This is a genomic window from Roseobacter sp. HKCC-CH-9351 (assembly GCF_037830295.1).
Lineage (GTDB): Bacteria > Pseudomonadota > Alphaproteobacteria > Rhodobacterales > Rhodobacteraceae > M30B80.
Genome location: NZ_JBBLYM010000001.1, coordinates 78,830 through 98,931 on the forward strand (window position 1 = coordinate 78,830; position 20,102 = coordinate 98,931).

Here is a 20,102-nt window from a genome sequence, read left to right on the forward strand (position 1 = left end):
TACAAAACACACGGAGCTCATACCACGAAATCTGTTATGACAGATGATTTGAACGCGAATATCTGCCTTGAAGTAAAGGTATCGCTTACGGGCAAAAGATGGGTCGCGCCTGCAACTGAAATGGCGCGCCATGCAACCGTAATTACGCGTGAAGCGCAACTCCCCCAACCTGTGGCCATGCTTTTGGCGCAGCGCAGAGTATTGCCTGAGCAGGCCAAAAGTTTTTTGAACCCCACACTTCGCGACCTGCTGCCTGACCCAAGCTATTTGCTGGATATGAATAAGGCCGCAATTCGTATCTTGACCGCCGCCACCACGCGCCAAAAGATTGCAATTTTTGCAGATTACGATGTCGATGGGGCTAGCTCTGCCACACTTTTGGTCGACTGGCTGCGTCAAATGGGCCACGAAGCCACCATATATGTGCCTGATAGAATTGACGAAGGCTACGGCCCGAACATCCCTGCAATGCAGGAACTAGGCGCTTCACATGATCTTATCATCTGTGTTGATTGTGGGACCTTGTCACATGAGCCAATCGCAGCAGCAAACTGTGATGTGGTGGTTCTCGACCACCATTTGGGTGGTGCTGAGTTGCCCAATTGTGTCGCCGTTGTAAACCCAAATCGCCAAGACGAAACTGGAGAATGGGGTCATCTTTGTGCGGCTGCTGTTGTATTTTTAGTATTAGTGGAAATGAACCGTGAGCTAAGAAAAGTTCATGACAAAATCGGCCCTGATCTAATGGCAATGCTAGATCTAGTTGCCCTGGCTACAGTGGCTGACGTTGCGCCATTAATCGGGGTAAATCGCGCATTTGTGCGTCAAGGACTAGCTGTCATGGCAAGACGTGCGCGTCCAGGGATTGTGGCGCTATGCGATGTAGCTCGCCTTGATCGTACTCCAAGCGCCTACCATTTAGGATTCGTCCTCGGCCCACGCATCAATGCAGGAGGACGTATTGGAGAAGCCGATCTTGGCGCGAAACTTTTGTGCGAGACTGAGCCGAATAAGGCCCAAGCGATAGCAACCAAGCTCGAAAGCCTCAACACAGACCGCCGCGAAATCGAGGCTGCAGTACGTAATGCAGCTTTTGCGCAAGCAGAAGCGCGCGGTTTGGATGCACCGCTTGTCTGGGCTGCAAACGATGGATGGCACGCTGGTGTGGTAGGTATTGTTGCAAGCCGACTAAAAGAAGCATCGAACCGTCCAGCCATTGTCATCGGCTTTGATGGGAATGCCGGCAAGGGATCTGGTCGTTCAGTAGCGGGTATTGACCTAGGCGCAGCCATACAAAAGTTAGCGGCAGAGGGCCTGATTGAAAAAGGCGGCGGGCACAAAATGGCTGCAGGTCTAAGTCTCGATCGCGCGCAACTAGAACCCGCGATGGCACGCTTGTCAGATCTTCTAGCTCGTCAAGGTTCAGGTCTCACCATACATCAAGATTTACGGGTCGACGCTATAATCCTACCCTCGGGAGCCACGACGGAATTAATAGAACTGTTGGACCAAGTAGGACCATTCGGTGCCTCAGCCCCCGCTCCACGCTTTGGCTTTCCAAATATGAAAATCATCTTCTCAAAACCGGTGGGCGAAACTCATTTAAAATTCACTGCCACCGATGGCGGTCCTACGAAAATAGACGGCATTGCTTTTGGTGCTATGGAGGGCCCGCTTGGTCCTGCTTTACAAGAGGCGCAGCGATCAGGACGCAACATCCACATCGCAGGGCGGCTCGAGTTGAACTATTGGCAGGGCCGCAGCAAAGTACAGTTGCGCCTTGAAGATGCCGCGTGGGCAGATGGCCAAGCAAGCTGAGTTAGACCTAGATCAATTTATGAAATAAAAAATTAGCGCGCAGTAGTACAGAATCCTCTTGCGCCTCAGCCGCACATTTCCTAAGAACCGCCCACACTAAGCGTGGCCCGTTCGTCTATCGGTTAGGACGCCAGGTTTTCAACCTGGAAAGAGGGGTTCGATTCCCCTACGGGCTGCCACATCCCCCCAAAATATAAAATAACTTCAATAGCTTAGTAAATTTCTAAGCTCTGCGTCCCCACATTCGTCCCCACGCCGCATGGCGTCCACACAAGTAAATGGCGATACGCGCAAGGCAAAAATTTCCTAAAATAGGCCAATCTGGCAAATCATACGCCGAACTTAGACGTAATTTCATGCTAAACTCGAACCACCGTCCCACGCGCGCGTGGCTGCGTGTTTGCTCCCGCCCGCGCGCGCGTTGCTTCCGTTTGTGTGTTAAAGGTTTGGCACTTTCACGGACTGAGAGGACAGCGCAATAATTTTGGAAATTCGACCAGCGCGTGTTTCTTTACGTTTCGCAGCGTGAAGCCACCGAAGAACGTTTCGGCGATAGCTGGGTGCAGACGCACTAAAAAATTGCCAAGCTACTTCGTTGGCAGAAAGTACGTCCTGCAAATCCTTTGGAATAATCAGCGCATCCACCTCATCGGTGTCATTCCAAAGACCACTCTTCTTTGAAAACATTATTGCGGCACGGCCAGCTTCGTGCATCTGGCCGCTAGCTTCTAATCTCTCTGTTCTGTCCTTGTAGGATTTCGCCCACGCTTGCTTTTTGCGGGGTGAAATAAGTTTCATGGTCTTTTTTTATCGAGCTATCGCCTGATGTCGTCAATCCAGCCGAACGCAATAAGCTGATCGAGAACCTCATCCCGAGACACGTAAGGGGCTTTTGCAGCTTTCTTCCATGTCACTAGCCAAACACTCTCAGATTGAGCGTGGTGTTTAACTAGCCAATCGCGCAGTTCGTTTGCTGATTTGACTTCCAATTTCTCGAATTTATCGTGGGCGTCCATTGCTTGACTGACCATGAGGCTTCATCGGATACTATTAAACCACTGAGGTCGATGCATGTGCGGGCTTCGCGTTACTTTTCTTTTCTCTCATAGCAATGAGCACTCCTGAGACAAAAATTATAGTTCCACCGATCCAAGTGAAAACATCAGGGACTTCACCAAAGAGCCAAAACCCAAATACAATGCCCCAAATTAACTTAACATAGTCAAAAGGCATCAATAAAGTTGGGTCCCCCTCCTTGAATGCTTGGCTAAGGGTGAGCTGCGTAGCAGATCCCAAGCATCCAATAACGACTAGCCAAACAAGTTGATGAAAATCTGGGGTTTTCCAAACCAAAATAGCTGGAATGAACGATAAAATAATCGTGGTGACGCCCATCCAAGAAACTATGGTCAGGCTATCGTCAGTTTTTGATAAGATTTTAATAAATAGCATTGATCCAGCCCAAAAAAAAGCTGACGCAAGCACCAATATCGAACCAGTGTCAATTTCCAACCAACCTGGGCGAAGAATGATGAGCATTCCTATGAAGCCCATTACAATTGCCATCCAACGATAAATCCGGAAGCGCTCACCCAAGAAGATCACGCTTAATATTGCCAAAAAGATTGGGGCTGTAAAACTTAGCGAATTAACGCGAGCTAACGTAATCAATCCTAAACTAGAAAAGAACATTAGCATTGAAGTTGTGTTTAAGAGGCCACGGACAAGGTGTAACCGTAACTTAGTCGTTTTTAGAAACTTAAAACGTGATCGAACTATCATCGGTAAAATCACGATAAACCCAAAGAGACTCCTGAAAAAAGCGACCTCAAAGGCGTGCAAGTCTTCGGTATTCATCCTTACAAGAACATGCATCGTCGCAGCAAAGAAAGTGGATGCTATCATCAAAAAAATACTTTTTAACGATGCGGATTGATTTGCCCAAACAATCCCAATTTTATTAGTCAAATTTCACCACTTTTCTTTTATTTATCAGATTACTAGCTTCAACAGACACATCACAAAGTTTTCATTGTCAATTCAACAACTGCCTTAGCTCTGTCCAGACTAGAATAGTCACGTTACAGTGCTAGCTCCTAGAGGAAATTCTGAAACACTAATGTTTAAAGAGACAATGGCGAACACATCGATTGATCAACACCCCGTAGCTAAAGGATCGAAATTACAGCTTGATGCCCTCATCATCGGCGCTGGATTTTCCGGCCTATATCAGCTTCATTTATTGCGGGATAAATTGCACTTGAAAGCCGCTATTGTTGAGGCTGGCGCTGGTGTTGGGGGGACTTGGTACTGGAACCGGTACCCGGGCGCTCGGTGTGACTCAGAAAGCCACACATATTGTTATTATTTTTCCGACGAAATTCTGAACGAATGGAGATGGTCAGAGCGATATCCGGGCCAAACTGAGATACTCTCCTATCTGAATTTTTGTGCAGACAAATTGCATTTGCGACGTGACATTTATCTTGATCAACGCGTCAAAACAGCTGTGTGGAATGAAGACACGGCATGCTGGGAAATACAGTGCAATAGTGGCTTTATTATTGAAGCAAAATATCTGGTATCGGCGGTGGGCTGCTTGTCCTCGACAAACACTCCAGATTTTGATGGCGCGCAAGAATTTGAAGGTCAAATATACCATACGGGTCAATGGCCTCATGATGGCGTAGATTTTCACAACAAATCGGTAGCGATTATTGGCACAGGCTCAACCGGAATTCAGGCAATTCCAGTGATTGCAGAAGAGGCGCAGCAGTTAACTGTCTTACAGCGCACCCCCAATTACAGTGTTCCAGCTAGAAATGCTCCACTGCACCCCGATTTTCATTCAAAATTTACAGAAGAACGAAACCATGTAAGGGCTCAGATGCTATCATCACGGCATGGCCATCCATGGACAGCTCCTCCAAGGAATCTAGTTGAAACACCTGAAAACGAACGGACCGAGATTTTAGAAGAAGCCTGGGAGATAGGAGGCCTTCGGTTCCGTGAAAGTTTTCAGGACATTCTATTCAACGAGCAATCAAATAAAATCATGTCCGATTTTATACGCTCAAAGATATCTGAAATTGTCAGGGACCAAGACACCGCTAAAAAGTTACTGCCGTCCGATCACCCATTCGCGACAAAGCGTCCCCCGATAGATACAAATTATTTCGAAACCTACAATCGCAAGAATGTTCATCTTGTTGATGTTCGTGAAAACCCGATTTCGAAATTAGACAAGCATGGTTTGGTTCTTGAGGACGGGACAAAGATCGAAGTCGATATCATGGTATTTGCCACTGGCTTTGATGCGATGTCCGGCGCACTTCTTAATATGGACATAGTCGGAAAAAACGGCCTTCGGCTGTGTGACGCGTGGCGCGAAGGACCAAAGACCTACCTAGGTGTCGGCGTAGCTCATTTTCCAAATATGTTCATTGTCACTGGGCCAGGCAGCCCATCAGTCTTAACCAATATGCCAAGATCGATTGAGCAAAATGTGAATTGGATTTCAGACTTATTACAATTCGCTGAATCTAACAAAGTTCGATCCGTTGAGGTTCGTGAAGAAGCGATGTTTCAATGGACAGAACACGTGAATGCAGTTGCAAGTAACACCCTGCTACCTAAGGCAAACCACTCTTGGTATTTGGGAGCTAATATTCCCGGAAAACCACGTGTGTTCATGCCGTATGCTGGCGGGCTAGATGTCTACAGCGCCCATTGTGAAGATATAGCAAAGAACGGTTATACGGGCTTTCAAATGATCCGTGACGTCAGCATGTCGTAAATAATTAATCGCATCTGCGTACAAGCTACCAAATCCAAAGATCACAACAAAAATTGAAGGCCAAAGCGATACTTTGATTTGATGTGTTAAGGTGCTTGACTGCAGGGCAGTCTGGACATATCTGCGACTTTGCTACGGGGCTCAGCCGTAGTTTCACGGCCACGGACGCAACAAAGACGTTAGGCCAAGATTTAAAGTTAAAAAATCATGGGGTTTAACACCTTTTCCTCTGGCGATACGGCGGCAGATAGGCGCGCATCTTTTGCCGAAACCCTAGCCCATTTAGGCGATGCTGCAGGTGCGATCGAGGCGTTAAATTCCGCGCTTGAGTTATCCCCTGATTGGGCGGCTGGATGGTATCGTTTGGGTGAATATCACGAGGCCACAGACGAAGCAGATTTGGCCCTTGCAGCTTGGCGTAAGGCCATGAGCCTCGACCCAAGCGATCCTTTCGGTGCAGCGATGAAATGCGATCTTATCGCGCGAGCTGACCCCATCACCGACCGCATGCCCGCGGCCTTTATCGAGACATTATTTGATCAATATGCGCCGCGCTTCGAGAGATCACTGCGCGAGGGGCTTGGGTATCGCGCACCAGAATTGATTGCCGAAGAGTTGTCGCGCACAGACCTTCGCCACACCGATTCTGCACTGGATTTGGGGTGCGGCACGGGCCTAATGGGGGTTCTATTGCGCCCAATTACGGCGCGGCTTGTTGGGTATGACCTATCTGCGGCCATGTTGTCCGAGGCACAGGAGAAGGGCTGTTACGACAGACTAGACAAATGCGATATCACAGAATTGGCACTTATCGGTCCAAGCTATGACCTGATCGTGGCGGCGGATGTGTTCAATTATATCGGTGCTTTGGAAAAGGTAGTCGGATGGTGCGCCGATGCGCTTTTGCCCGAAGGGCGTCTTTGTTTCACAGTCGAGGCAGGCGATGCGCCCGTGCGTCTAATGGCATCACGCCGCTTCACACATTCACAGAACTATATCACTGATCTTCTTGCGCAAGCGGGTTTTGCCCCGCCGAAGATCACCGAAGCCCCCATTCGCCAAGATCGTGGAGAAGATGTGATGGGGTTGATCGTAGTTGCAACACCTGCCCATCGCCAAGTCTCCTTGCGCGATGATGATCACAATGAGGTCATGGCCTAAACCCGCGCCCGCAAATTATCATTCCCAAAACCGTGTGATCGTGCCAGTGATGCGGCATACGTCCCTGTTTGTATGGGCCAGTATCACGATGGATCATAGCATGCGCAGTACCGCAGATAAGCCTGTTTTGGGTATTCTTTTTATGATCGGCTTTTGCATCATCGCCCCAATTATGGACGGGATGGCCAAGCTCACCCCAAATGAGGTGCCCGTGCTGCAAATTGTTGCGGCGCGCTTTGGGGTTCAAGTTGTGATCCTGATCCCCATGGCGATTATGATGGGGGTCGCCATGCGTCCCACGGCGCGCGATGTTGTGGGGCATCTGATGCGCGGCTTGATGCTGCTCTTGGCAACATTTTGCTTTTTCTCAGCCATTCGATACATGCCGATTGCAAATGCTATGGCCATCTTCTTTGTCGAGCCATTCATCTTAACCCTCATGGGGGGCCTTTTGCTGGGCGAGCAGGTTGGCCCGCGCCGTATAACCGCCTGTGTTATTGGGTTTATCGGTGCGCTTTTTGTGATCCAACCAAGCTTTCAGGAATTGGGGTTTGTGGCGTTACTCCCGCTTGGCACGGCTGTGACATTTGCCGCCTATATGATCCTCACGCGCACGATGTCAGACCGCCAACATCCAATCGCGCTTCAAGCTTATACGGCCTTGGGGGCATCGGTGCTGATCCTGCCCCTGATCATCGGGTTTGACGGCACGGGCAACCCTTGGCTCGACCCTGTGTGGCCCAATGAATTTGCGATGATGACCTTATTGGCCGTGGGGATCATGGCAACGATTTCTCATCTCTTGCTCTCAGTTGCATTGAAACTGGCCCCCACAGCCACAATCGCGCCGCTGCAATATCTCGAAATCGCGGGATCGGTCGCGGTGGGGTATTTCCTGTTCCGAGATTTCCCAGACAGCCTAACTTGGTTAGGTATCGCGATTATCGTGGGATCAGGACTTTATGTCTTCGCACGTGAGCGGCGCGCAGATTTGCAACGCCGCCCGACACCACCTGTCTAGGCCTGAAACACATCTGCATAGGTTTTGCGCATCTCTGCCTTTTGAACTTTGCCCATTGTGTTGCGCGGCAAGGCCTCGACAATGACAAAATGACGGGGACGCTTGAACCCTGCAAGTTCCACCTTGGCCGCGGCAAGGATTGCATCCAAATCAATACTGTCTTCTGCCTCAGGCACCAAAACCGCCACCACGCTTTCACCAAAATCAGGGTGCGGCGCACCGATGACAGCGCTTTCCTTAACCCCTGACTGCGCATCTAGGAACATTTCAATCTCTTTTGGATAAATGTTAAACCCGCCCGAGATTATCAAATCCTTGCCTCGACCCACGATGGTAACATAGCCATCCGCGTCAATCTTGGCCAAATCACCCGTGATAAAAAAACCATCTTCAAGCAGTTCTTCGCGGGTTTTTTCAGGCATATTCCAATAGCCACAAAATACATTTGGCCCCCGCACATGCAGCATCCCGATCTCGCTCATGGGCAATTCTACGTGCGTCTGAGGATCACAGATACGGACCGCCACTCCCTTCAGGGGGAAACCAACTGTTCCTGCGCGCCGATCCCCCTCATAGGGATTTGAGGTGTTCATATTCGTCTCAGTCATCCCGTATCTTTCAAGAATGCGGTGACCTGTGCGCCCTTCAAAAGCCAAATGGGTTTCCGCCAAAAGCGGGGCAGAGCCAGACACAAACAGCCGCATATGCGCGACCAACTCACGGGTAAAGCGCGCATCTTCCAACAGTCGCGTGTAAAAGGTCGGCACACCCATCATCGTGGTGGCGCGTGGCAAAAACTGCAAAATTGCCTCTTGGTCAAATTTTGGCAAAAAGATCATCGCATTGCCCGCCAATAAGCTGACATTGCACGCCACAAAAAGCCCATGAGAATGGAAAATTGGCAAAGCGTGCAGCAGCACATCATCGCTTGTAAAGCGCCACTCCTCGGCCAAGGCGCGCGCGTTTGACAGCAGGTTCTCATGGGTCAACATCGCCCCCTTGGAGCGGCCCGTTGTCCCCGAAGTGTAAAGAAGCGCTGCAAGATCATTCTGGCCGCGCGGCACGGGCGTAAATTCCGTGGGGTGTTGCACCGCGGCACGGGCCAAACTGCCCTGCCCTGAGGCATCCAAGGTCAGGATTGTCGCCTTGCAGGTTTCAGCAATTGGGGTCAAGGCGGCCAGTTCAGACGGATCACAGATCACCAGCGCCGCATCCGCATCAGTGATGAAATAGGATAGTTCTGCAGGCGTGTAGGCGGTGTTCAGTGGCAAAAACACAGCACCCGCCGTGATACACGCCGCATAAAGCGCCAAGGCAGGCGCGGTTTTCTCAACATGCACCGCAACCCGATCCCCCACCCCCACATCGGCGGCGCGCAAAGCATGCGCCATTTGGTTGGCCAAACCAAGGAATGCGCTATGTGCCATTTCTGACCCGTCCGGCAAAATGAGAAAGCTGCTCTCCTTGCCCTGATGGGGGGCCAATAAAGCGTCAAAAAGGGGGTTGCTCATTTGCGATTTCCTCACTCCTATAGGCGCGCTGATTTGGGACGTTTTATCGCCCTCTGCCCTAAGAGGCGCAACCTTACTGTCTAGAAAGAAATGGTCAAATGCTGAGTGAAAAATCGGGTTTGTTGGATGAAATTCGCGGTCGCTTCGCCCATGTGGACACCTGCCCCTTTGAAGGGCCGCGGGTGTTTTTCGAGAATGCAGGCGGTGCATTGACGTTGAATTCTGTGGTCGAAACTTCGGCCAAATTCGCCGCCATCCCTGACAATCAAGGCCGTGACAACCCTGCCGCCCATGCCCTTGTGGCGCTGATTGACAAAGCAAAGGCCGATATGCGGTTGTTTTTCAACGCACCGAAGGGGCAGTTTTTCGTCGGCGAAAGCGGCACAGAATTGCTGTTTCGCTTGATCCGAACCGCGATTGTCGGCACGGGCGCAGGCCGCGTTTTGGGCAGCACATTGGAACATCCCGCCTCGCGCAGTGCCGCCGCCCATTGGGCCGAAGTGGCGGGCAAACCCCATATTCTTGTCGCGCATGATGACACCATGGGCACAGTCGGCCCCGAGGCCTATCGCCCCGAAATCACCCCAGATACCCGCGTGGCCACGATCCTGCACACCTCGCCCGTCACGGGCATGGGGGTGGATGTAGGCGCCATTGCCGCCGAAATCCGCAAAATCGCGCCTGATTGCATCATCATCGTTGATGGCATCCAGCACGCTGCGCATGGCAGGCTTGATATCGAGAGCTATGATGTCGATGGCTATGTCATCTCGCCCTATAAGGTCTTCTCGCGTCATGGCTATGGCGTCGCTTGGGTCAGCGATAGGCTGCATGCGATCAAGCACGAACATCTGATTGATGCGCCCGGAAACCCATGGGAATTCGGCACCCGCGATACGGGTGCCTATGTGACCTTTTCCGATGTGGTGGATTATTTTGTCTGGCTCGGCGGTGAAGTCTCGGATCAGACCGATCCCCGCGCGCGGATTGTCGCGGCAGGCGAGGCGATCCACGCCCATGAAAAACACCTCACCGATGCCATGATCAACGGCATTGGCAATATCAAAGGCCTCAAAGATATGGCGGAGGTCGACATCATCGGTGGCCTCGAGAACCCCGCCCGCGAGGGTCTGGTTTGCCTGACCGTCAAGGGCCAAGCCGCGCCTGATATTGTCACCAAACTGCGCGAACGCGGCATCCGCACCCATACCCGCAAGGCGGATCATTATTCAGGCAACGTGCTCTCCCCCTTGGGCCTAGACGCCGCCGTGCGCGTCTCAATGTGCCACTACAACACCGAAACCGAAGTCGCACAATTCCTCACCGCCATGCGCGAGGTTGTGGAGGGGGTGTGAGGGGGTTGTGACCTTATCGGGAATTTAGAAATCCTGAAAATTTTTGAGCACGCAGCCGCGCGTGCGGAACGCGTTTCAGTAAATAATTTCAGTGGCTTAGATTTTCTCCTCTGAACCGCGTTCCGGGCGCGTCCCTGCTCCGAGTAGTGTCTCGCGCCCTCCCCTCACGCATTGGGTCGGCGCGGATGTTCACTGCGCGCAGTCGATCACTGCGTAGGTGAAGGGCTCACCCCCAAACGCGCAGTCGCCGCGGCTCGAGCCGTTTGCGACGCCCGAGCGCCCCTCGAGAATGAACTCGTAGCTGCTCGTGCAGCCGTCGTTGGTGATCTCCAGTACAATCGGGTTCGACGAGACTTCGCGGGGGTTCTGGGTCCACTCACCCCCGATGAGGGGGCACATGTTTGGGCTGTTTTCCTCGCAGTGGGCCGTGTGGAAGTTCTCGGCCTGCCAGGTCCCGTCCACCTGCTCGAATACAGTCATGATTGGCACGTCCAGCCCGTCGAACGCCGCACTGAATACCGCGTCGCAGCTGTCATATGCGTCAGGGTCTAATCCGTCGGGCACTTGGACGAGCACGCGCGTCGCGCCATCGGATCCGGCCGACGCCTCGGGGAGGTTGTCGCAGGGCCATAGCGTCTCCTCCTCGCGCGTCGTATCATAGCGCGGGACGAGGTCGTTGACGGTGTCGAAGTCGACCTGCTGTATCACTGTCGAGAGCTCCATGGAGCCGTCTGCCTGCAGCACGCCCACGTATTCTATAATCGTCCAGGGGTGGGCCGGGGCCATGGCGACCCAGGTTGAGTAGCTGGCCTCGAAACGGCGGCGGGCCTCGTCCACGCGGAAGTACTCCACGCGCATGTCGTCGGCGTGGTACTCAGTGCCCGTGATGACGTTGTAGTACTCCGTGGGCAGGAAGCGCTGGTAATCAGTCACCTCTGCGCCAATCCCGCAGGATGGCGTGCCGTAGAGCGTCCATTGGGTCTCGGTCACCGTGTTCAGCGTGTCGCTGCCCGCGTCCACTGGCTGGGCGGGCTGGTCGGAAGGCGCCTGTGGCTGCGGGACTTTGCCCGGAGCCGGTGTTTCACCCGAGCTTGGCATGGGTGGCTTTCCGGGCACCGACCCCACTTCGGGCTCGGGCTCAGGCTCCGCCTCGGGGCACTCGGCCCAGCGGTCGAGGCCGTCATTCCAGCAGAGCGCCAGTCCGTCCAGCTCCTCGTAGAGGGCCGATGACTGGGTCATCAGAGAGGACGGGTTGCACTCTAGAGACGCGATCCGGTCCTGGTTCTGGTAGACGTCCACGCGGCCGTAGGCCACGTCGTCATTGCCCGAGGCCGTCAGGCCGCTTACGACGTCGTAGCGGTAGTCGCCATTGCGGAAGCGGAATATGTCCTCTCGCACGGCGTCGCCGTCGAGCCACGGGCGGAAGTCAGTGTAGATGTCTGCCGACAGCTCGAGGTCGGGGCTGCCCTTGGCGGGACCGTAGCTGTATCCCAGCCACGTGTCCGATCGGCACACCTCGAGGCGGTTGCCGTTTGAGGCGATCGAGCAGGAGAATACGGAGACCTCGCCCGCGCCGCAGGCCGCCGCTACCGGGCCCGCGAATGCGACCAGGGCGAGGCCAATTAGGGCTGAGACTGAAAACTTCATCGGCCCGCCCTCAATATCCGCGCACGGAGGCGACGCAGCTCTGCATCATGCGCCCATCGCTAATGGCCGCGCGGACGAGACCCGGGTCCTGGTATGCGAGGTCTATGGCCTGATTTAGCCACAGCCACAGCTCGCGATTGGTGTCGAATGCGGAGTCGGCCATGTCCTTCGACACGCCAATGGGGATGCCCTGGTCGCGCATGTAGAGAGACTGCTCCACGACGGGCATGTAGGCCTGGCAGAAGGCGTCCGCCAGGCCCGACTGAGCGATCGCGAAACTAGGAGCTACGGACGCTAACGCGGCACATACTGAAATTTTAATTACTTTAGAGATCATGTGGCACGCCCCCTTCTACACTAGTTGTAGTATTAGTTAGCGTTTATCTTATGGTGGGCAAGCTGTGCGGGATATCGCGACCCTGGGTCTGGTCTGGTCCCGAGCCGTTGCAAGCCCTAGACATGAGGTAATAGTGAGTGGGAAGTTCACAAATTGGTGGTCTCTTGCTCCACTCTAAGCGGAAACCGCTAGAGCGTGGGACGCGACCGCGCTAGCCTCCGGCCCTACCCCAAATCCGGATGCCTGGGCCCTCGTCGGGCGCGCCCACGAACTCAATGCCGCGGGCTTCAAAGAATTTTTTTAGCAGCTCGAGGTGACCCTTTCGTGATTTTGGGACGCCGTTGGACGCCTCGTATCTACGAAGCGTGGCTATCCCAATTCCAGTAGCCTCAGCAATTTCGAGGTTGCTCAAACTAATCGCGTGCCTCGCCGCCTTTATCTGTTCAGCGGTGATTTTATCAGCTTGCATTGTGATCACTTTGATATCATATTAATGCTATGAGAGATTTCCACCAAATTGATTGGCAAACCTATATTCAACGCCTCAATGGCGCATACGCGCCCGCCACTATCAAGTCATACTATACCGACATGCGCACGTTAGTCGACTGGTGCGTGAGGCATGACCTCAATTGGAATGCCTTATCACCAGACGATGTCTGTGACTTCTTAGAGCATGAAGCCAAACGTGGCATGTGTCATGGCACTGTCCTGCGGCGTGTCTACAGTGCCCGCCGTGTCTTCACGCTGGCGAGAGTGTCTGACCCCACAGATGATCCAGAAGTGGAATTGTGCCTGCGCCGGATCGCTCGGGCGCGGCCCACGCGGCCCAAGCAGGCTCAGGGGCTCAGTCTCGCCGCACTACACAAACTCCTCGACGTGCAGCCGGGTACGCCTTGGGGGCTCCGCAATAGGGCCCTGCTCTCGCTCGGCTATGACTTGTTAGCGCGTCGATCAGAGATCACCGCGCTGCGCAGCGAGGATGTGAGTTGGCGCCGCGACGGCACGCTGGAGGTGATCCTGCGCCGCTCCAAAACCGATCAATCTGGTCGAGGCCGAATTGCTTTCACGTCGCCGCGCTCTGCCAGTCTCTTGGGCGACTGGCTGGAGTGGCGCGGCAGCGAGATAGGGCCCCTCTTCTGCGCGATCTATCGCGGCGTGGCGATCAATCGATCACTCTCTGGTTCCACGGTGAAAAATATTATCAAGTCGAGCGCACGTGTCGCCGGGTACGACAAGTGGGTCGTCGATGACTTCAGCGCCCACTCACTTCGTGTGGGAGCCGCGCAGGAATTGCTGAGACAGGGGCACGACAGTATCGCCATAATGCGTGCGGGTGGCTGGAGGACCCATGCAGTTTTGGCTCGATACCTTGAGAAGGCAGAGCACAACGTCTGGGACAGTGCGTAGAAGAATTTTGAGTTCATAAGAACACCCGCAAATGGAACAATCCCACGCGTGGTAATCCCTTATTGTACGGCTATGACTTTACTTTATCCAAGGCATCAATAACGTCCTAAATTGATGTTCACGCATATTCAGCCCAGACAAGCCTTAAGCGCGGGATAAAGTGACTTATATCGGGCGTAGACCTCTTCATACTGCTCTACATTGGCCGAAATCGGGTCAATGGTCCGGCCTGCGTGGACCATCTGCGATATTCCCTCATCAATGGACACATAGTGCCCGGCTCCATACGCAGCGAGAACTGCCGAACCAGTAGATGGCGCGTCTGGAGAGGCTGGCACACGCACAGGAATGCCGGACGTGTCAGCATGAATTTGCAGCCACAGGTCTGAGCCGGAAGCTCCACCACCCAGTGTCATCTCGTCCGCCGAATAACCTGCAGCCTTGAACGCATCCAAAATCGCTCGCGTCCCAAAGCCCACACCCTCCATCATGGCTCGGAAAATATGATGCTTCTCATGCGCAAGCGTCAGCCCGACCAATGCACCGCGGGACAGAGGATCTGTATACGGCGTTCGATTGCCTTGGAAATGGTCTTGCACAATGAGACCATCACACCCGGGAGCGAGTTGGGACGCCTTCGCATTTAGTTCGTCAAAGTCGAGGCCACCAGTCAACCGACCCAGCCAATTGATAATGGATCCCGTCGATGTCTGTCCGCCCTCAACAATAAACCGATCAGGATAAACGATGTCGGCATATGACCCCCACACACCGGGCGCATTGAGCGGTGCCTCAGTCACGCCAAATTGCAAATGGGAGGAGCCTGTAATCAGCGCTAGCTGTCCGGGTTGCGCTACTCCCAAGCCAATCATGCCAATGAGTGCGTCCGCGCCTCCCTGTATCACCTTGACGGATTGTGGGAGGCCCAGCGCATCAGCAGCTGTTTTCGTTAACGTTCCGATTAACGAACCAGGCGCCACAATGCGAGGAGGCCACTTCTCTAAGATATCTCCAATCCCGAGAGCCTCGACCATGGTTGTGGCCCATCCACCATCGCGATTGCGGTAGTGCCATCGCAATCCAACATTATCCAAACTTGCAGCCCATTCACCGGTAAAGCGGTACGTCAAATAATCTTGATACTCACAAATCCTGTAGGCGCGATCATACGTGGTCGGCTCGTTACGTTTTAGCCATAGAGCCTTCGGGATCATCCACTCAGCCGAGACAGGCCCCTTCCCGCCCCCATTCAGCATTAAAGCGGGATCGTTGGTTTCTAGAACGGCGTCTGCTTCTTCATTAGCCCGCACGTCCATCCAGATGAGGGCTGGCCGCAAGGCATCGCCATTTGCGTCAAGTGCGACTACCGAGCAGCAAGTTGTGGCATAGGATATCGCTTCAATTTTTTCTGGCGCGACATTCGCTTGTGCCAGCGCCCCACGGGTCGAATTAACGACGGCATCCCACCAATCAGACGGGTCTTGCTCTGCCTGGGCCCCCGCAGAAAACTTAGTCTGATACGGAACTGCCTGGCTGCCCAAGCATGCCCCCGACAAGTCATATATGCGGGCGCGAAGACTTTCGGTTCCACCGTCAAAGGTAAGAAAATAGGCCATGATACCTCCCTTTATCGCATTAGCCCACGCTAACAGGACTACTTGCAGAGCCGTTTTTCTTGGGGCGTGTGGCAATAATATTCAATATTTCAACTTTCTTTCTATGATCGTCCGCACGTCACCCAGAGCCTCCCAATGCGGCATGTGACCAACGTTCAAAAACTGATGGGTGGCAATTAGCGGAGAGATGGAAAGGACATCTGAATGCTCAACAATCTGATCACCAGTGCCTGTAATGATTGTAACGGGATGTTTGTGCGACAACCCAGCCAAGTCATTGCATAAGTCTCGCACTTTACCACGGCGTCCACTCAATTCCTTGGCCAGTGCAATGAGGCGGCCTTTTGATTGCGTCTCATAAATATCCTTGATCGCCCGATCGGATAAACCATTCGATCCAACGGTTAACATGTTGAGCGCATTTTTGATGTCCTCAACACCACGTGGTTGGCTTAGTTTAGAAAGGAATGCGGTATCGACACGCTGTCCAAGGCCAGCTGGCGCTATCAAGGTCAACGATGCCAAACTTAGCGACTTTCCCAAACATATTGCTGGGATAGCACCCATCGAATGGGCAACAACGTGCACTGGAGCACTGCCAAAACACTGCCTAATCACGTCTATTAGCGCATGATGCAGTGCATCAAGATTTGCCGCCTCGTGCGTAGCTATGCCATGTCCTGGCAGGTCAACTGCAACTGTATGGCAGCCAGAACGCGCTAGCTCCGTTTGGAGGCCAATCCAAGCTGTGCGATCAGCAGCGAAACCATGAACAAAAAACACGGCTTCTCCACCTCGCTTACCCATCTCAGACCATGCAAGTCCGTGTCCTGTTTTGCATTCCTCAGATATATCTTTTGAAAAAGCAGATACTGCGGCTTCTACGTCGAGGCGCTCAACGCGTCCTCGTCGCCCGCTACCAGCCAAACCAGTCAATTCGATCCCATGTTTTTGCGCCAATCGGCGTGCGACTGGCGTAGCGCGGGGCCTGTTAGAAGGTTCACGGAATGATAGCGTGTTATTATTTTGATTTGACTGATTCAGTGTGCCAGTTGAGATTGCGAGCTTTTCACCATGTGGACCATTGTCATCTTGCATCCAATCAGGCCCAGATCCAAAATCGATTTCCGCGATCGGAATGCCTACCTCAACCATTTCACCAGCCGCAACCAACTGGGTGATTAAAGTACCAGTGCCCAAGGCGGGGAGTTCAACCACAGTTTTATCAGTTTCAACTTCGAGCAATACATCTCCTCGCTCGAAAGAATTACCTGGTTCAACCAACCAGGCCACCACCCTGCCCTCTTCCATAGTCTCGCCAACACGAGGCATTTTGAGCAACCCACTCATGAAAAAACCCTTTGGGCTGTCTCAAAAATGAGATCTACCGTTGGAACCGAGTTTCTTTCCAGCTCAACCGATACTGAGATAGGGATGTCCTCGCCGGCGATACGTATGACAGGCTCTTCGAGAAAATCGAAACATTCCTCTGAAATTCGTGCGGCCAATTCGGCCGCCACGCCACATGTGATCGCTCCTTCAGAAACAACCAAGGCTTTTCCAACTTTTTCTACAGCCTCTCGGATAGTGTCAAAATCGAGGGGATTTAGAGTGCGCAAATCAATAACCATTGCTTCGCGACCATGCGCGGCCAATTTATCGGCAGCTTGCAACGCGTAATGTACTTGCCGTGAATAGCTAATAATCACCAAATCATCGCCATCTCGTCTAATTACGGCCTTACCCCACTCAGGTGGTCGAGCGCTTAGATCCACTTCATCCGTCATTGCGTAAAGGCTTTTATGTTCGATGAATACTACCGGGTCAGGCTGTTTAAGCGACTGTCGCAGCAAATGATATGCATCATACACAGTCGCGGGCATCGCCAATCGCAGACCGGGTGTGTGCATGATGTACGCCTCTAGCGACTGGCTATGCTGCGCTCCTGCAGATCGACCAGTACCGCCCTGCGTCCTTAAGACCATAGGCACACCAATCTGCCCTCCAAACATGTAGCGGATTTTAGCAGCCTGGTTACACAATTGATCCATAGTCATGCCGATAAAATCTACGTACATCAATTCAGCGACTGGACGCATTCCGGCCATAGCTGCACCAACAGCAGTTCCCACAATGGCTGGCTCCGAGATAGGTGTATCAAGCAAACGCTCAGGCCCAAACTCCTCAATCAAGCCTTTGGTAACTCCATAGGCTCCTCCATAGCGCCCCACTTCCTCACCAATTACAAACACATCCGGGTCTTCGCGCATCGCATCAATCAGTGCATGCCTTAGCGCATCACGGTAAGCTAGTTTTGGCACCGCTCACCCCCTTGCTAAAATGCGTTGAATACGATGTCGCACGGGCTCAGGTTCGGGTTGGCCTGATGCAAAAACATCCCGAAACATCATATCAAGAGTTGGTTCTTGAGAATTGATTGCAAAATCAATTGTGGCATCCATTTCATCAGATACTGCTTTGTCCAAGTCGTCCAACTCTTTTTCTAATTTACCATTTAATATCAAGGAATTACGAGCGAAAAAGACAGGATCTTTCGCACGGCCCACCGCCTCCTCATCTTCTGAGCGATAGGGGCTCTTGTCCTTGCGGCCATGACCAAAAAACCGAAAACACTCGACCGCCAAAAAGCCTGGTTTTCCCGCTCGCGCTTGATCAACGATACGCGTGGCAGCGTCTACAACATCGAGAACATCTAGACCGTCAACGGTCTCCGCATTCAATCCAAAGGCTAGGGCTCGTTCATGCAATGCTGTGGTTTTTGTCGCTTGGTCAATGCGAGTCCCCATGCCCCATTGGTTATTAATGCACACAAACACCGCCGGGAGGTCCCAAAGGGCAGCCATGTTCATAGACTCATAGAGGATACCCTGCTGCATCGCACCATCACCGAAGAATGCAATCGATACGTTGGAAGCACCGCGGCGCTTTTCAGCTAACGCTGCGCCAACCACTGCTGGGATCCCACCCCCAACAATGGCATTAGCTCCAAGATGTCCAAGTGCCATGTCAGCAATATGCATGGAGCCGCCTTTTCCTTGGCAGTAACCACTCTCTTTACCAGCGATTTCCGACATCATGCGGTTTGGGTCAGCTCCACGAGCCAAAAACACCCCGTGGCCGCGATGGTGCGTGGTAAAAGTATCGCCGTCTCGCATGGCTGAGCAGACACCAACAGCCGCACTCTCTTCTCCTATGGACAGGTGTAGCATCGAGCCTGCACTCTCGCCTCGGAGGTAAAGTTCACCAACCCGATCCTCAAAAGTTCGGATCCGACGCATGGTATGATAATAATTGAACAGGTTAGAGTTTGTGCTGTCTACCTGCACTTATACCCCCCCCACTTTAGCTTCTCGCTATGGTTAACAATACCAACGGCCTTAATTTGCAGGTGTGTGTAGAGTGCAGAGAAGCCATTTTCGTTTGCGCAGTTCAATTTTTGACCCACCTATTTGATCTCCAGAAGTTTGATCGCTAACTCCTCATCCACGAAAAGACGCTTCACAAATTTCGCACGAAGCACAGCCAGCGTTGCGACCGCCTTGCCTGCGCCACCAGCTAACAAAACAGTGTCAGCATTTTTCATGGTGCTTGGCTTCAAGCACGGCGCGCAGTCGTTCACCTGAACATCTGCTATGCTTCCGTCAGCGCGATAAAATACCCCGCAGCAGTCGCCAACCACATCTCCACACCGTAGTTGCGCTTTTTGGCGGTCAGTAAAAATGCCGCTCTCGTATAAAATTGATCCGGGTTTGCACTCACCCACACTCATAAACGCGTGATCGGCTTTGTGTGCAATATTAGCCGCCTCTCGCACGAGCCTCTGGCTCATAATGCTCTGACAATCTTCTGGCGTATCCGCAATAAAGGGCGCAGGCATTAAAACTGCGCGCCCACCAGTTTGGGAAGCAAGCCTGACACAGACATCACCGGGCGCCGTTTCAGACGCGTATGTTATTGATCCCATCAACGACACAAATGTGAGGTTGGGGTTATGGATGCCATTAACATTGTTCGCGGCGAAAGAGAGCGTACGTCCCCAACCCACTCCTATAATCTTCTTTTTATTGTGCCCTGCAACTCGAGAAATATAACGAGCAGCTAGTAATCCGACCGAGTCACGAGCGTTCTTTTCATCACTCGCGCCTCCTCTATTGGGTGCTACTTGAGCCTCTGTCAGACCAAACGCATCCTGAAGGCTTTCTGACAACTCAAGTGTGCGACTTGTACGGTGCTCTACGCTAACCTTCACAAACCCTCGCTCCCGCGCGTCTGCAAGCATTCGCAGCACCTTGAAACGAGAAATCCCTAGTCGATCACTGACCTCTTGCTGGCTTAGATTGCCAACATAATACAGCCATGCCGCCTGTGCTGCGTCATGATCAAAACTATGATCTCCCGGCTGCATCAAA

At 52.8% G+C, this 20,102-nt stretch carries 16 protein-coding genes and 1 tRNA gene; 7 read left to right on the forward strand and 10 right to left on the reverse strand.

Going from position 1 to position 20,102, the window contains the following annotated elements:
• Positions 1 to 36: 36 nt before the first annotated feature.
• Both recJ and AAC632_RS00460 read left to right on the forward strand, forming a co-directional pair.
• Positions 37 to 1,818: a single-stranded-DNA-specific exonuclease RecJ gene (gene recJ / locus AAC632_RS00455; RefSeq protein WP_340298655.1), complete on the forward strand. Its 1,782-nt coding sequence runs from the start codon at positions 37 to 39 to the stop codon at positions 1,816 to 1,818.
• Positions 1,819 to 1,922: 104 nt separating this feature from the next.
• Positions 1,923 to 1,997 (forward strand) — tRNA-Glu (locus AAC632_RS00460).
• Between the two features lie 259 nt (positions 1,998 to 2,256).
• Here AAC632_RS00460 and AAC632_RS00465 read toward each other — a convergent pair.
• Positions 2,257 to 2,616, reverse strand: coding sequence for a YdeI/OmpD-associated family protein (locus tag AAC632_RS00465; RefSeq protein ID WP_340298653.1), 360 nt, complete (start codon positions 2,614 to 2,616; stop codon positions 2,257 to 2,259).
• A gap of 252 nt (positions 2,617 to 2,868) precedes the next feature.
• Entirely contained in the window at positions 2,869 to 3,786 is a 918-nt protein-coding gene (locus AAC632_RS00470) for a DMT family transporter (RefSeq protein ID WP_340298651.1), read from the reverse strand.
• Between the two features lie 151 nt (positions 3,787 to 3,937).
• Between AAC632_RS00470 and AAC632_RS00475 the strand changes: the two genes are divergently transcribed.
• From AAC632_RS00475 to AAC632_RS00485, 3 genes are all read left to right on the forward strand, one after another.
• Positions 3,938 to 5,614 (forward strand): flavin-containing monooxygenase, encoded by a 1,677-nt coding sequence (locus AAC632_RS00475; protein WP_340299839.1) that lies wholly within the window; start codon positions 3,938 to 3,940, stop codon positions 5,612 to 5,614.
• A gap of 207 nt (positions 5,615 to 5,821) precedes the next feature.
• Positions 5,822 to 6,775 carry a class I SAM-dependent DNA methyltransferase gene (locus AAC632_RS00480; RefSeq protein WP_340298649.1) on the forward strand — a complete coding sequence of 318 codons (954 nt, stop codon included), beginning with the start codon at positions 5,822 to 5,824 and terminating at the stop codon, positions 6,773 to 6,775.
• Between the two features lie 100 nt (positions 6,776 to 6,875).
• Positions 6,876 to 7,796 carry a DMT family transporter gene (locus AAC632_RS00485; protein WP_340298648.1) on the forward strand — a complete coding sequence of 307 codons (921 nt, stop codon included), beginning with the start codon at positions 6,876 to 6,878 and terminating at the stop codon, positions 7,794 to 7,796.
• Here the strand turns inward: AAC632_RS00485 and AAC632_RS00490 are convergent.
• On the reverse strand, positions 7,793 to 9,307 hold the full coding sequence (locus AAC632_RS00490; protein WP_340298646.1) for a malonate--CoA ligase: 1,515 nt from the start codon (positions 9,305 to 9,307) through the stop codon (positions 7,793 to 7,795). The two genes, AAC632_RS00485 and AAC632_RS00490, sit on opposite strands and share 4 nt — an antisense overlap.
• A 98-nt stretch (positions 9,308 to 9,405) precedes the next feature.
• On the opposite strand from AAC632_RS00490, the gene AAC632_RS00495 reads away from it, so the two are divergent.
• Positions 9,406 to 10,662, forward strand: coding sequence for an aminotransferase class V-fold PLP-dependent enzyme (locus AAC632_RS00495; protein ID WP_340298645.1), 1,257 nt, complete (start codon positions 9,406 to 9,408; stop codon positions 10,660 to 10,662).
• A gap of 189 nt (positions 10,663 to 10,851) precedes the next feature.
• Here AAC632_RS00495 and AAC632_RS00500 read toward each other — a convergent pair whose 3' ends face one another.
• Together AAC632_RS00500 and AAC632_RS00505 are read right to left on the reverse strand one after the other, a co-directional pair.
• A complete protein-coding gene (locus tag AAC632_RS00500) occupies positions 10,852 to 12,309 on the reverse strand; it encodes a hypothetical protein (protein WP_340298644.1) in 1,458 nt (485 codons plus the stop codon).
• A gap of 10 nt (positions 12,310 to 12,319) precedes the next feature.
• On the reverse strand, positions 12,320 to 12,646 hold the full coding sequence (locus AAC632_RS00505) for a hypothetical protein (protein WP_340298642.1): 327 nt from the start codon (positions 12,644 to 12,646) through the stop codon (positions 12,320 to 12,322).
• A gap of 498 nt (positions 12,647 to 13,144) precedes the next feature.
• Here AAC632_RS00505 and AAC632_RS00510 point away from each other — a divergent pair, with 498 nt between their 5' ends.
• A complete protein-coding gene (locus AAC632_RS00510; protein ID WP_340298640.1) occupies positions 13,145 to 14,056 on the forward strand; it encodes a tyrosine-type recombinase/integrase in 912 nt (303 codons plus the stop codon).
• Between the two features lie 128 nt (positions 14,057 to 14,184).
• On the opposite strand, the gene AAC632_RS00515 is transcribed toward AAC632_RS00510, so the two are convergent.
• The 5 genes from AAC632_RS00515 to AAC632_RS00535 form a co-directional block, all read right to left on the reverse strand.
• The gene (locus AAC632_RS00515) at positions 14,185 to 15,672 is read right to left on the reverse strand and encodes an FGGY-family carbohydrate kinase (protein ID WP_340298639.1); all 1,488 of its coding nucleotides are present in this window, start codon (positions 15,670 to 15,672) and stop codon (positions 14,185 to 14,187) included.
• A gap of 81 nt (positions 15,673 to 15,753) precedes the next feature.
• Positions 15,754 to 17,022, reverse strand: coding sequence for an alpha/beta fold hydrolase (locus AAC632_RS00520; protein ID WP_340298638.1), 1,269 nt, complete (start codon positions 17,020 to 17,022; stop codon positions 15,754 to 15,756).
• Positions 17,019 to 17,993: an alpha-ketoacid dehydrogenase subunit beta gene (locus tag AAC632_RS00525; protein WP_340298637.1), complete on the reverse strand. Its 975-nt coding sequence runs from the start codon at positions 17,991 to 17,993 to the stop codon at positions 17,019 to 17,021. The genes AAC632_RS00520 and AAC632_RS00525 overlap by 4 nt, the downstream gene beginning before the upstream one ends.
• 3 nt (positions 17,994 to 17,996) lie before the next feature.
• Complete coding sequence (locus AAC632_RS00530) at positions 17,997 to 19,019, reverse strand: thiamine pyrophosphate-dependent dehydrogenase E1 component subunit alpha (protein ID WP_340298636.1); 1,023 nt, start codon at positions 19,017 to 19,019, stop codon at positions 17,997 to 17,999.
• A gap of 119 nt (positions 19,020 to 19,138) precedes the next feature.
• Entirely contained in the window at positions 19,139 to 20,098 is a 960-nt protein-coding gene (locus tag AAC632_RS00535) for a sugar-binding transcriptional regulator (RefSeq protein ID WP_340298635.1), read from the reverse strand.
• Positions 20,099 to 20,102 lie beyond the last annotated feature (4 nt).